Here is a 14,066-nt window from a genome sequence, read left to right as displayed (position 1 = left end):
CCTTTAGATTCCATCACTAATTTATAAAAACACCTACTGTCCCACACTAGCCATACGCTTCATAGTATCAAAAAGAGCTATTTTAAAGGCATCATCTTTAGCGTACAATCTATATAAGTCAAGCTCTTGTTTGCGTTGTTTTGCCATTACATCATTCATTATTTTTTCAAAAGCAATACTTTTATTTTGTTCATCAGAATTATTCAAATACTTCGACTCAAAATCTGGATGCGCTTGTATTGATTTGGTTAAACTAACAAACTTTACACGTTGGTCTTCGGGTGTAACCTCCCAACTTTGAAACCAGCGCTCGTTAAAACTCTGTATAATCAAATCTAATGGGTCTTGCTCTTCACCACCCCCATGAGCTCCTCTTGGATTGGGGTTTTGAGGATCTACTATACTTTCCGAATCATCTAACCCTATAACTTCGTTTAATCGCACTCTTTCTAAGCCATAAGTTGATAAATCAACAGATTCTAATAGTTCGTCTAAACCATCAACAGCTGTATTATTTACAGGTAATTTAGGTATTAAAAACTTTAAAAACCAATACAGTTTTTCCCATACAACAATTTCAAAAGGCATAATAGAAGCCATTTGTCCGTAAATCTTCACAAATTGCTTTGCCTTAATTTTAAAATCGGCTTTATCATCGTCTTCTAGTTCGAGTTCATGTACAAAACGTTCCGCTGCACGTTCAATAATCGGACTCAATACTTGTGCATCTACTTTATTAAAAAATAACTCGTTAAAGTTTTCTACTTCGCTCCATTCATACACACCTACATCATCTAACACGTCTTTTAACTCGTGTAATACATTTACATCTGTGGCTTCACTTAAAGAAGTTGCTGTGTAAAAAGGGTCAAAAGATGCTTTTATATCTGCGGACGAATTAAAAAAGTCTAACACAAAAACATCTTCTGTTTTCTTTCCTAATTTGGTTGCTGCCCTGTTTAAACGTGATAAGGCTTGCACTACTAAAACGCCTTGTAATTTTTTATCTACATACATGGCACACAATTTAGGTTGGTCAAAACCTGTAAGGTATTTGTTAGCGACAACTAAAATTCTATACTCATCTTCATCAAATTTTATACGCGTATCTTTTTCTGCAAAGCCATTTATCTCTGCTTCTGTATATTCTATACCATCCACTTCTTTAGTTCCAGAAAAGGCTATCGCAATTTTAAATGGATGTCCTTTGTCTTTCAGAATATTTTGTAGGGCTTTGTAATAACGGATCGCAGATTCAATACTCTGCGTTATTACCATAGCTTTCGCTTTTCCTTTTAACTTTTTCTGATTTACTATTTTAGGAATAAAATGGTCTAATATTATTTCTGCTTTCGTATGAATCGTCTGTTGGTGCTGTTCTACATAAGCACGTAATTTTTTTTGTGCTTTCGCAGCATCAAATAGCGGATTCTCTTCTATAGATTTTTCTATTTCGTAATAACTTTTTAAAGTCGTGTAATTTGCCAATACATCTAAAATAAAACCTTCTTCAATAGCTTGTTTCATAGAGTACAAATGAAACGGTTTAAAACTACCATCGGCTTGTTGTACTCCAAATTTTTCTAAAGTAATGGCTTTGGGTGTTGCTGTAAAAGCCATATAACTGGCATTACCACGCATTTTACGTGACTGCATTGCTGCTACAATTTTATCTTGTGCGTCTACTTCATCCTCTTGATTAAATTGCTGCCCCATCGCTCTGTTCATGTTGTCATGTGCAGAACCACTTTGGCTTGAGTGTGCCTCATCAATAATCACCGCAAAACGCTTCTCACTTAAATCTGCAATACCATCTATAATAAATGGAAACTTCTGAATAGTAGTAATTATAATTTTCTTCCCTTGCTCTAAACTGTCTCTTAATTCTTTTGAGGAATATGCTGGCGCAATAATATTTTTCACTTCTGAAAAACTGGCAATATTATCGCGTATTTGCTTGTCTAACAAACGTCTGTCAGTGACTACAATAACCGAATCAAATAACGGACGTTCTACGTCTGTAATTCCTGGTACATTGCTGTTTTCAGGATAGGTTTCTATAAGTTGATAGGCAGCCCAAGTAATGGAATTGGATTTTCCTGAACCTGCAGAGTGCTGCACCAAATAGGTTTGACCCACACCATTTTTGCTTGCATCTTCTATTATTTTACGTACCACATCCATTTGGTGGTATCTCGGAAAGAATAAAGTTTTAGTTTGTAACGCATCTTTTTGTTTACCATCCAAACGCACAAAGTGCTGAATGATATTTGCCAAACTTTCTCTGGTGAATACTTCGTTCCATAAATAGTTTGTACGATGACCGATTGCTCCTTTTTCTAATTCTGGATTGCCTTTACCATGTTTATTTCCTTTGTTAAAGGGTAAGAAAAAGGTGTTTTTACCACTTAACTTTGTGGTCATATACGCTTCATCTGTGTCTACAGCAAAGTGTACCACACAACGTGCAAATTGTAATAAGGGTTGTTTGGTATCGCGTTGGCTTTTATATTGATGTTGTCCATGCACTCTGGCATTTTGCCCTGTCCATGCATTTTTAAGCTCCATAGTTACAATAGGCAAGCCATTAATAAACAATACCATGTCTATTTCTTCTCTTGGGTTGTCTAGACTATAGCGCAATTGCCTGGTTTCACTAAAACGGTTTTGGGCAAAATTATCTTTTACTTGCTGGCTGCTACTTGCTAATGGCGACTCATAAAACAATGTAAAATGCGCATCGTCTACTGGTAAACCCTTTTTAAGCAAATATAGAATACCATACTTTTTAACCAAACGATCATAACGGTTTAGAATTTTTAATTTCCAGTCGCTTTGTCTTTGTAACTTTTCTAGTTCTTCTTTTTGGGTACTTTCTAAAAAAGACCAAAAAAACTGCTCGTCTATTGCAAATTGTGCATTGAAATTAGAGGGCTGACCAATATAATAACCTTTTCCTGTTCTATAAACCTCAGTGTTTTCATTAACTGCATTTACAGACAAGCCATCCTTTTTAATGGCTTCTATACAAGTTCCTGTTAATGTTCTTTCTATGGCTGCTTCTAAAGCTTGTTCGTTGGTTTGGCTATGCATAATGTCCTTGTTTTAATATATCAATCATTTTTTCAGCATGTTTTTCAATTTGTGTTTCTCTCCAACCTTCTTCTGCTGTTATTTTAAACATGATTTGCATTTTTATACTATCTGAATTTTTATCGATATTAAAATTATTTTGTTTTGCTTTAGGCATATTATTTGTAAATCTCGAATTTTTCGAACTACTCATAATGCTTAAATTTCCAAAATTGTGTAAATATTTATCTTTTAGAATAGGATGATTGTCTGGTGGTGTTTGAGGGTAATGATGCTCTATAGAACTTTTAAATGTAAAATTAAAGTTCTTATATCCTTCTAGGTCTCTCCATAAAATATAATCTAAGTAATTGAAAACAAAGTTTTCTACAGAAGTCCCTTTATTTAATTTATCTAAATCTAAAACATCTTTAACAATCTCAGTTTTATCTTTATTATAAATAATATCATAATAATCAACTAACTCATTACCTTTCATAAGATATCTACCAAATAAGAAGGCTTCAGCTATTTCTTTTAAATAATCTCTGTAATCCTCAGCATCAATTTTCGAATTATAAAACAAGTAGTATAATGCTGCATTTAACCAATGTTTATAGACCATTGTTGGTGTAGAAACATGAAACATGGAAAGCAACATAATAATTTCTTGATTTAGAAAATTATCTTCTTCTTCATCTCCAAAAGCATTTACATAATTAACTCTATTATCTTTATACCACTTCATTCTTTTTAAACTCCAGTCTTCTTTATCTCCTTTAAATTCTCGCTTTAAAATAAATTGATCAAAAAGATGTTTTAACTTTAATAAATTATAACCAAAATCTACAACAAATTGTTTTCTATTAGGATTGCTTTTATTATAATAAGGTTTGAAAAAATCGAGTAATCTTTTGTCATCTAAACTAACTTCTCCAATATTTTTAAACTTAGAAGATGCATCTTCTGCGCAAGTTTGTATTTTTAACACATGAAGTAAGAAATTTTGAAAATTCACTACAGAATTGAAACGTTCTGGCGCATCTTTATCGTGGTTTTTATTTAAGTTAAAATCAAAATTGGATTCTGTGATTTCTTTGATTGATAATACTTTGTTTTCTTTACTATTTTCTTGATTCGACTTTAAATGTTGAGCAATTTCTTCTAAAGACTTACAATGAAATTCATTCCAATGATTTCCTCCAAAAATTGCGTGTCTTTCGTCTACAGAAAACCCATATTGAACATATCTTTCCATATCCGAACAAGCTTCCCAAATAGTATTAAAAGCATTGGACAAACCTTTATCTTCTTCATCTTTTAAAACTTCAAGCATATTAGCTTTTAAAATTTCATGCTTTTCTAGTTGTTCTCCACGATTATTCATTATTTCAAAATAATGATTTAAATCTGTTTCTTCCGGAACTGCAACACGTACAACTTTAACTTGTTCTGTTAGATATTTATAAAAAACATTAACTGTTTCTTCTTCAGTTAATAAAGTCTTTAATGTTTTTACAACATCTTGATATCTTTGTTGAATATTAGTATTGTACTCTTTATTTAAAAGATAGCTTCCATTAAAATCTTGCTTACAAATATGTTCTAATGTTTCAGTAGATTTTTTTCTACTATAAAATGTTAGATTCAAATTATAATCTATAACCTCAGTGATTTTATCACTAAAAGTATTGTGCAAAGCTGCTATCAATAAATTGAGCGTCGTTAATCTTTGCTGTCCATCAATAGTGTCGTAAAATATCTTATTGTCTTGTTGTCTTTTATTTATAACTAAAGTACCAATGTAATAGTTGTTTTTATTCTTATTGGAATCGAAAGCAAAATCAAAAACATCTTGAACCAATTGATTTACTTGTCCTTCTCCCCAAGCATAATTTCTTTGATAGATAGGAATACTATAAATATCTCTGTTTTCAAAGAGCTGTTTTATTGAAAATGTTGGTATATTGTCTTTAGTTAGCATAGTCCAAGTTTTTCAAAGATTGTTATTAGCTTAGTGACTTTTGTAGCCTTAATATCTTGTGTTTTTATAGCATCAATTCTAATGTTTAAAAAATCATTTGGTTTTAAAGCTTCTCTAATTCTTTTAAATACAAAAGGATAATCTGTTGCATAATTATCCATCGTGGCAAGTTGTACATTTTTATGTTTTAATCTTATTGTATAAGCCCATAAAAAAATCTTCTCTATAGCTCTATCTACTTCTGTTAAACCAAATTTATCTACATAAAATATAAGTGCACATTTAAAAAGATTGTAAACATATTTATCTCCAGTTCTATAACGTCCTTCATAAACTTCTAAAGCATCAATTATTGTTTTTGCTGTTCCTTGTGGTTTTATAGTACTTTTAATAGTACCTATCATTTTTTTGTAATGATTTATCAGTTCAAAAAAACGTTTACCATTTATAATAATCTGATCTAATTGAAAAGGGTAAGGCATATTATTTTTATCAATATTTCTATTATAATCTTTATTATAACCTTCAATATAAAAATGACTAATTCTATACATTGCAGCAAATGGATATGGCTCTTCAACATTTGGGCTTATTCCTTTAAAAACTGATACATCATTTTTAGTGAATTTTCGAGCCGATTTACCGTTAGTCCAATTTCTAATTCTATATAAATGATAGCCAAAAATAGATTCTAATTCTTTTTGTGGTGTATTTTCCCAAGTTTCAACAATTTTGGTTTGCTTTTCCTCACTAACATTATTTTGCATTTCTCTCAAATGAAATGCTTTTAATAAATCATGAGGTGCTAAATCTACACCACGTGCATTTTGAGAGTCAAAAAATTGAAATGCTTCAGAAACATCTTTTAAAACCACTTTAACAACTTGACATCTTTGATAAAAAAACAAAGTTGTTTCCACATCAAAATCTTTAATTCTTTGTGCTATTTCTCTGTAATTGTCTCTTAAATTTCGTTTTGATATTTGATTAGACACCTTTAAATTAGTTGCTAAATCTAATTTTGGTATGCTTGAATATACCTCCTTGGTTGCTCCATAAAGCGTTTCATTATTCTCTATTGCCAAAGCAATAAGTATAAGTGTTAACGTACGTTGTTGTCCATCAACAATATTTAATACGCCATCATTGTCTTGATGATAAACTACTGTACCCAATCTATATGCAGGTTTTGTTTTAAAGGTTAAAATATCATCTATTAATTGATGTATGTTTTTTGTAGACCATTTATAAGGTCTTTGATATTTTGGTATAGTAATATTAGTTTGAAGTAAATCTTCCACTGTTATTACAACAGGTTGAATTCCTTTTTCAATTTCTGGCGGATTCTTAGTCATACATTAACTCATTTTAACTTTATAATTAACCGCTTCTATACACAAATTACTAGCATCACCTTGCAACACTAAAACGTCACCTTTTAAAATAGCATCATTAAAATTATACACACGATAAATAAAGAAATTATCTTGTTCTTGTTTACTGCGCTCTAATTCGTTTCTGGTAATAAAAAAAGGCGTGTTTTTATTACTTTTAGTTGCTTTTACCTCAATAAACATTTTGTTACCTTCTGTGTCAAAAGACAACACATCGTAGCCTAAACCATCACCTTTATCTTTGGCATGGTGTGCTACTTTATTGGCTAATTTTGGTTTATTGGCTTGTAAAAGTTTTTCTTTTTCAAGCTGTATTACAAACAACTCCCCTAAATCGCCAATACGTTTGTTTTCTTTATTGTTTTGTATGTGGTTGGTAATACTACCATTAAAACTAACGTTGGTTGTGGTTACATGTACACCTGATGTAGCAACAGTTTTGATTGCTATTTCAGTAATAACTTCAGGTTCTAAAATGGTTTCGGTGTCTAAATGCTGTGCAACAGCATAAATAAAATCTTGTGTGAGTATATTGTAGTCTTCGTCTATATAACAATCTGTAGTTAACCTAGCATTGTGCAACCTTAATAGCTCTTGGTCTTTAACAATAATTGGTTTTAAAATATCGCACATATTATTAAAATGTGAAACATTTTCAATGCGACCTTTTACAGGTGTATAGGTGTAATTTATTTTTGATGCAAACGTTTTAAACATCCCAAATTTATACAGATAATAACGCTCAGGATATTTTAATACCAAATAGACAACTACTGCTCTATGGTCTTGATAATCGTTTTTAACATCAAAATTAGCAGCAATAAGCTCTTTCATTCCAGCTCTAAAAGCCTCTATTCTATATAGTAAATCTTCTTCTTCGCTATAAAGCGTTTTAAACAAATCACGAACCGCTTCTGGCTGTACTTCTGCTGTTTCTACCAGCATGCCTTTTGGAAAATACATTCCAGACATTAACAAGTTTTCGGTTGAACTTAAAGACGTTTGTAGCATTGCGTAAAAATCTTCTGCTTCAATATCCCAATGGTCTTGAAATTGCTTTACAGCCTCCCATTTGTACAACTCTTGGTTGCTAATGTGTGCAAATTGGTCTTTATAGGCTTGTAGGTAGGTTTTAATTAATGGTTGATTCATAGCTCTATTTTTTTAACACACCCTAACTTTACCAGTTACCACACTATTTATTAAACTACTCTTATACTCTTTTAACTTGGCTATTTCTTGCTGTTTTAAACTAATAGCGGTTTCTATTTTTTGCGATGCAGTTTCTATATATGCCGATATTTCCTTTTGTTCTGAAAGTGGTGGTAGAAATAATTTTATATTTTTTAAATCGCCAATCCCTACATTTCCTTGAGTATTTGTATTTGTTTGAAATTTAGCTTCCGTTTCAAATACATCAGATTTCAAATAATTACATAAAAACAATCCTAATAACTTTGTTTGATTAGGTTTAATAGTTACACAAGAATATGAAACAAGAAAATTTTCATTTATATCAACATAAGTTAAAGTTCCGATAGTTGCATATCTAGCTAAAATAATGTCACCTTTAGTGCTGCGAATTTTTTTTGAAAGTTTTTTATAATCTGTTTGACTTACTTTTTTACAATTAGCAAAATCTATTTCACTTGCAAGTTCTTTTAAATCTCCAGTCATAACATAAGGATAGCCTTGTTCAACAGTCTCAGGCATATAATGATCAATATCACCAATTGTCAAAACTAAATGCTTTAAACAAATCTCCTCCCAATGCGCAGGAATCTCACCAATCCACTCCACACCAGAATCTTTCAATGCAACACTATCATCCAGTCCACGAGTTACGGCTTTATGTATGAGTATTTGTTTGCGTTCTTTAAGCAAGTTGATTTGTTGCTCTTTTATGTCAATAGCAGCGTCTATTTTACTGGTTTTATCGTCTAAAAATTGGGCAATTTTGATTTGCTCTTGAAGTGGTGGAAGAATTACGATAGTATTTCTAAAATCATTTCTACCTAAAGTTTTTCTAATAGAGCCTGTCCCTTTTTTTGAAAATTCATTGAGTACAGCCTGATTATTGGAAAAATACTTTTTAAACCTATGCGAAACCTCTTTGGTAAACTCAAATCTTAAAACGTGATATGAAAAAGATAGATTTTCAATTTCTTCATCAACTAAGGCAGACAAACCTAAATCCTCTAAAGTTTCGCTACTTGGAAGAAATATTAAATCTCCTTTATTAACTAGATTCTTTACTCTATTAGTTTCAGGTGTAGTAACTTCCATAAAATTCATTTTTGAATTTATGGTATGCTCAAGATTTTTATAGACATCGGTGTAATTAACAATTCTCACTAAAGATTCATTCTTTTTAATTAATTTATCTATGCCACTTGATGAAAATCGACCAATATTTGCTAAACGAGTAATTTCCCAATGCTCAGGAATCTCACCCAACCATTCTACACCAGAATCTTTATAAGAATCGTAGCGTTGTATTTTATTTTCTACATTTACCATTACACCAAGTTTAAAATGTCTGCAATTAAACCATCACTTTGTTTTTCTAGTTCTAAAATATCTGCAGTAACCTCTTCTATGTTACGCAATGGTGTATGTTTGTAGAAGTATTTGTTAAAGCTAATTTCGTAACCAATTTTGGTAGCGTCTAGGTTTATCCAAGCTTCATTAACATGTGGTTTTACTTCGCGTAAAAAGTAGCTATGTATGTTATCTTTTAATGGTACGTTTTCGGTGTCGCGCAGGTCGCTTTCGGTTTCGTAAACGGTGTATTCTCCTTTTTTATTCGTAGCATAATACCCAAAGTCGGCTAAGTCTTTTTCTTCGCAATCTAAATGCGCTAGTAATTTTGCTAATTTATCACCAGATAATTTTTCTACTTTTTTAATGACTTTATCGGCATCAGCACTGTACCAACTTACCGCATTTAAAATGGCTTTTTTATCTGCTGCAGAAAGGTCTAGCTTTTGGGCTTTTACTTCAGCATCTACTTCGGCTTTAAAATCATTAAAATTGGTGTACAATTTATCTCCAAATACATTTTGTAAGGCTTTGGCATTGGTTACTAAGCGTAAATGTTTTGCCCAAGTAGCTGGTTTACACAATTTGGTTTTATTGGCAGACGATAGGTTGAGCTCGTTTTTTTCGCACCATGCTAATAATTCGGCTTCATGTTGTTTTATATTAGTATATATGCTGTCTCCAAAGGTTTCAAACGCATATTGCATGGGTTCTTGTAACACTCTATCGTAACGTAAGGCTTCTATACGCTCGTTGGTAAATTGTGCTTTTAAGCGTTTTGGGCGTTCTATGGTGGCTTTGTAATAGCCAAAATCTGCATTATCGAATACCTGCGCAGCAATACCTTGCTCGCCTTCACGTTCGGCAACGCTCATGTTGGTATAGGTGTTTACAATTTTGGTAATGTGTTTTGGTGCAAACTCACAGTTTTTGTTTCCTAAATTTTTACGCAGTTTTCTATATAATTGTCCTGCATCAATCAATTGCACTTTACCTTTACGGTTGGCAGCTTTGTTGTTACTTAAAATCCAGATATAGGTGGTAATGCCTGTATTGTAAAACAGGTTGTTGGGTAATTGCACAATAGCTTCTAACCAATCGTTTTCTATAATGTGTCTACGGATGTTGCTTTCACCACCACCTGCATCTCCTGTAAACAGACTACTACCATTATGTACCGAAGCAATACGTGTACCAGTAGTACTTTGGTGTAAAGGTTTCATTTTAGAAACCATTTCCATTAAAAATAGTAATTGCCCATCCGAAGAACGTGGAATGGCATCTGCTTCTTCTTCAACTCCCCAATAGTTTTTTAAACTGATTTGAAAACGTGGGTCGATGACGTCTTTACCATCTTTGATATATTTTTGCTCACTAGACCATGATTTTCCGTAAGGCGGATTGGATAACATAAAATCGAAAGATTTGCCTGCAAACTCGTCTGTAGATAAGGTAGAACCTACTCTGATGTTTTCAGGATTATTACCCTTAATCATCATATCAGACTTACAAATGGCGTAGGTTTCGTCGTTAATTTCTTTTCCGTACAAATACACGTCACCCATCGCTTTAATAGCACCTTCTTCGTCTTTAATAAAGTTTTGTGCCTCTGTAAGCATACCACCAGACCCACACGCAGGATCGTAAATAGTCATTACTGGTGGCAAATTGTCTTTTATAGGGTCGAAGATAATGTGCGTCATTAAATCGATTACCTCACGTGGTGTAAAGTGTTCTCCTGCTTCTTCGTTATTTTCTTCGTTGAATTTTCTGATTAGTTCTTCAAAGACATACCCCATTCCTAAATTAGATAGTGCTGGTAATTTTCTGCCTTCTGGATCTTCTTTTTCAAAAGGTGTTAAGTTGATGTAAGACGAAGTAAATTTTTCTAAAACATCAAGTAATACATCTTTGGTTGCCATATGGCGCACTTGACTACGTAGTTTAAATTTCTCGATGATTTCCTTTACATTAGGACTAAAACCGTTCAGATAATCTTCAAAATTGGCTTGTAATATTTGTTGGCTATTGGTAGCGGTATCTTTTAGTTTTTGAAGCGTCCAGGTGCTTACGTTATAAAACACATAACCCGAAGCTTCACGTAAACCTGTTTCATCCCATTCGGTAAAACCCGCTTCGTCTCGTTGGAATGCTAATTCTTCTAAAACAGCATCTTTTGTTGGTTCTAAAAGTGCGTCTAAACGACGTAAAACAATCATTGGTAAAATAACGTCGCGGTATTTACCACGAACGTAAACATCTCTAAGGCAGTCGTCTGCAATAGACCAAATAAAAGATACTAATTTATTGTGTACGGATTTATTCATAAAATTGGGTATATATTTAATATCAAAGTTTCCTTTGATAGTAATAGCTTTTTTTTTGAGCCTTAAAAATAGTTTTTTATTATGAAACAACGTTACGGTTTTACGTAATAGTTTGTTAATTTACAGGCATAATTATAGCATCAAAAACCACTTTCAAAAGCAGTTTTTACACTACTAATCCCATTAAACAAATGCTATTTCTCTATAAAAAAGCGCGTTATCAAAGTATTAAAAACGCCTTTAGACGCAAATTTCACTGCATCAGGGTGCAATTGCTACCGCATCAGGGTGCAACTTTTACTCCACCCTACTCCGATAAAAGTTGCGTACGTACGCAGTGAGCGTTGTTTTTGGGCAAAAAAAATCCCAATAACCGTAGTTATTGGGATTTTTAAAAATTACTTGATGTTTACACCTAGTAATTACAAAAGCGTACTAGGTTGTTCTAGAAAACTTTAAGTTTTTAAGCATCGTTCTTAACTTTACCGCAGGTCTAAAAAGAATGCGTGTATTGGTAATGCCTTCTGCAGAAACTTCTCCTTCTGTTTCAAATCCTTTCGAGCTTAAACTTATTTGAAAGTTTCCTAATTTACCCAAACGCACAATACGTCCTTGTTTTAACTCTCTAATAATATTTACCTCTAAGATGTTTAACAGCGACAAACAATCACTTTCCGACAGTGCCGATTGTTCAGAAATCATTTCTGCTAACGTTTCAAAATCTACGCTACCATTGGCAACTACAGCTGCGTAATATTTTGCGTCTAATGTTCTATCTTGAGGATTTTTCCTCTCTATTGTCTTAAATTTTATCGACATTTAGTGTATATTTTAAAATTACAATTCTTCTTACAACCTTTGTTTTTAGAGGCACTTGCAAGGCGATTCCTCTTTGTGTACGCTTTTAAAACTCTGCAATAGCATGCCCAACCACATGCGTTTTGATGTAGTTAAACCATAAGTAAACCAATTACTTACAGGAGTTGTACGCTAAAAAATTAAGTCATGTGTTTACCAAGTTGCAGTCTGTTGTACTGCTTTATTTTTAATAAAATAAATTTGGTAAGCTTAAAGAAGAATTGTAATTTTGATGTGCAGAAAAAAACACAAATACTTCTTAAAGTGTTACCGTTTTAAAAAAGTCTTAGAAACAACAGTTTTCTTAGACTTTTTTGTTTTTGTAAAGATATTACATCTGTTACTGCTGTTAAAACAATTTTATAAACAGCTTATTGACAAAAACATAGTTGTAATGCTCTTGGTGTAAAACTAAAACTTTTTCTGATGTAAAAAATTCGTAATACAAAGTTTTATTTTAAAGTTATTCACTTTTTTAAAATTTTGCTTCCTTTTAAAACAGCCTAAAAAACTAAATTACAACGAGTTGTAAAACTAAAACTTTTTTCTTATTTAGAAAGAAATACTTATTCCCAATTCCCTTGAAGTTTTTAACAAAAAGTACAAATTCACTATAAATACACCTTGTAGCTTTTATCTGAGCGCTAAAAACTTTAATTTTGTAAACGATGCCTTAAGCTAGTAATCTTGTAAAGTGTAAGGTCTTTTATAGAGCACAGACCAATTGCTTACAAGCACAAATAGCGAAGTAAAAAACACATGAACAAGTACCTAGAAATTTTTAAAAATTCGTATTCCGATTATTGGAACTACATCAAACAATCGGTTCTTTTAGAACTGAATTGGGAGAATTATTTCTACGGATTGATTCTAATTTCTTTACTTGTTTGGGGTTTGGAGGCAATTTTTCCTTGGCGCAAGCACCAGTCTTTGTTTCGAAAAGATTTTTGGCTAGATACGTTTTACATGTTTTTTAATTTCTTTTTATTAAACTTACTGGTATTGATTGCTTTATCGAATGCCGCTGCCGCAATTTTTAATGATATTTTAGGCGTTGTAGGGTTGTCTATTGCCAATTTTCAGGTCTTAGAACTCAATACCTTGCCGTTTGCTTTGCGCATTTTTATCTTTTTTATTGTAATTGATTTTGTGCAATGGTGCACGCACAGATTATTGCATCGTTTCGAGTTTCTGTGGAATTTTCATAAGGTACACCACTCGGTTAAAGAAATGGGCTTTGCAGCACATTTGCGTTACCATTGGATGGAGCCCGTAGTGTACAATTCTTTAAAATACATTCCGTTAGCCATTATTGGTGGTTTTACCGCACAAGATGTGGCATTTGTCCATTTTTTTAATATTACCATTGGGCACTTAAACCATGCCAATATCAATTGGGATTATGGCTGGTTAAAGTACATTTTAAACAACCCAAAAATGCACATTTGGCATCATGCAAAAGTATTGCCAGAAGATCGCAAACAAGGGGTAAACTTCGGAATTACATTAAGCATTTGGGATTATCTTTTTAAAACGAATTACATACCGCATTCTGGTAGAGACATCGAAATTGGTTTTGAGGGTGACGAGCAGTTTCCGAAAGGGTTTGTACAACAGGAGTTGTATCCTTTTAGTAAAAGGGATTAGTTGGTTGCTATCGGTTAAAGTGGTTTCTAATTAAAAGAAATTGTATCGAGAATTCTTTCTCCTCTCTCATTCTTTTTCATTGATGAAAAGAATCAAAAATCTAGACGTACTTTTAAATTTCTTGAATTCTACTTTGTAATCCACTATCGCATCCAGACCACTCCATTTTTTTGGATGCTTGCCGTTACTTACAATTTGAATTCTTACAAAATTTAAAATAGGTCGGTGCTGTATGTTATCATG

At 32.4% G+C, this 14,066-nt stretch carries 8 protein-coding genes; 1 reads left to right on the top strand and 7 read right to left on the bottom strand.

The annotated features are described in order from the left end of the window. Window positions 1-33: 33 nt before the first annotated feature. The 7 genes from ACYPV9_RS07220 to ACYPV9_RS07190 form a co-directional block, all read right to left on the bottom strand. Window positions 34-3,093 carry a type I restriction endonuclease subunit R gene (locus ACYPV9_RS07220; protein WP_459742656.1) on the bottom strand — a complete coding sequence of 1,020 codons (3,060 nt, stop codon included), beginning with the start codon at window positions 3,091-3,093 and terminating at the stop codon, window positions 34-36. Then, window positions 3,086-5,056 (bottom strand): DUF262 domain-containing protein, encoded by a 1,971-nt coding sequence (locus tag ACYPV9_RS07215; protein WP_459742654.1) that lies wholly within the window; start codon window positions 5,054-5,056, stop codon window positions 3,086-3,088. Before ACYPV9_RS07215 ends, ACYPV9_RS07220 begins: the two co-directional genes overlap by 8 nt. Continuing rightward, complete coding sequence (locus ACYPV9_RS07210) at window positions 5,050-6,411, bottom strand: DUF262 domain-containing protein (RefSeq protein WP_459742652.1); 1,362 nt, start codon at window positions 6,409-6,411, stop codon at window positions 5,050-5,052. The genes ACYPV9_RS07215 and ACYPV9_RS07210 overlap by 7 nt, the downstream gene beginning before the upstream one ends. A 3-nt stretch (window positions 6,412-6,414) precedes the next feature. Next, window positions 6,415-7,602: a protein NO VEIN domain-containing protein gene (locus ACYPV9_RS07205; protein ID WP_459742650.1), complete on the bottom strand. Its 1,188-nt coding sequence runs from the start codon at window positions 7,600-7,602 to the stop codon at window positions 6,415-6,417. 12 nt (window positions 7,603-7,614) lie between these two features. Continuing rightward, window positions 7,615-8,970 carry a restriction endonuclease subunit S gene (locus ACYPV9_RS07200; RefSeq protein ID WP_459742648.1) on the bottom strand — a complete coding sequence of 452 codons (1,356 nt, stop codon included), beginning with the start codon at window positions 8,968-8,970 and terminating at the stop codon, window positions 7,615-7,617. Beyond that, window positions 8,970-11,318 (bottom strand): type I restriction-modification system subunit M, encoded by a 2,349-nt coding sequence (locus ACYPV9_RS07195; protein ID WP_459742646.1) that lies wholly within the window; start codon window positions 11,316-11,318, stop codon window positions 8,970-8,972. The genes ACYPV9_RS07200 and ACYPV9_RS07195 overlap by 1 nt, the downstream gene beginning before the upstream one ends. A gap of 435 nt (window positions 11,319-11,753) precedes the next feature. After that, the gene (locus ACYPV9_RS07190; RefSeq protein WP_077809945.1) at window positions 11,754-12,137 is read right to left on the bottom strand and encodes an HU family DNA-binding protein; all 384 of its coding nucleotides are present in this window, start codon (window positions 12,135-12,137) and stop codon (window positions 11,754-11,756) included. Window positions 12,138-12,935: 798 nt separating this feature from the next. Here ACYPV9_RS07190 and ACYPV9_RS07185 point away from each other — a divergent pair. Continuing rightward, window positions 12,936-13,823, top strand: a complete 888-nt coding sequence (locus tag ACYPV9_RS07185) for a sterol desaturase family protein (RefSeq protein WP_077809946.1) — start codon at window positions 12,936-12,938, stop codon at window positions 13,821-13,823. Window positions 13,824-14,066: the final 243 nt, after the last annotated feature.

It is taken from the genome of Polaribacter sp. OB-PA-B3, from assembly GCF_054589375.1.
Note: the sequence above shows the minus strand (reverse complement) of the source record. Positions and strands in the feature narration are given on the sequence as shown.

Excerpts from the sequence above, each read along its gene's own strand:
- ACYPV9_RS07210 (WP_459742652.1), bottom strand. The coding sequence starts at position 6,411 with ATGACTAAGAATCCGCCAGAAATTGAAAAAGGAATTCAACCTGTTGTA.
- ACYPV9_RS07200 (WP_459742648.1), bottom strand. The coding sequence starts at position 8,970 with ATGGTAAATGTAGAAAATAAAATACAACGCTACGATTCTTATAAAGAT.
- ACYPV9_RS07215 (WP_459742654.1), bottom strand. The coding sequence starts at position 5,056 with ATGCTAACTAAAGACAATATACCAACATTTTCAATAAAACAGCTCTTT.
- ACYPV9_RS07190 (WP_077809945.1), bottom strand. The coding sequence starts at position 12,137 with ATGTCGATAAAATTTAAGACAATAGAGAGGAAAAATCCTCAAGATAGA.
- ACYPV9_RS07220 (WP_459742656.1), bottom strand. The coding sequence starts at position 3,093 with ATGCATAGCCAAACCAACGAACAAGCTTTAGAAGCAGCCATAGAAAGA.
- ACYPV9_RS07185 (WP_077809946.1), top strand. The coding sequence starts at position 12,936 with ATGAACAAGTACCTAGAAATTTTTAAAAATTCGTATTCCGATTATTGG.
- ACYPV9_RS07195 (WP_459742646.1), bottom strand. The coding sequence starts at position 11,318 with ATGAATAAATCCGTACACAATAAATTAGTATCTTTTATTTGGTCTATT.
- ACYPV9_RS07205 (WP_459742650.1), bottom strand. The coding sequence starts at position 7,602 with ATGAATCAACCATTAATTAAAACCTACCTACAAGCCTATAAAGACCAA.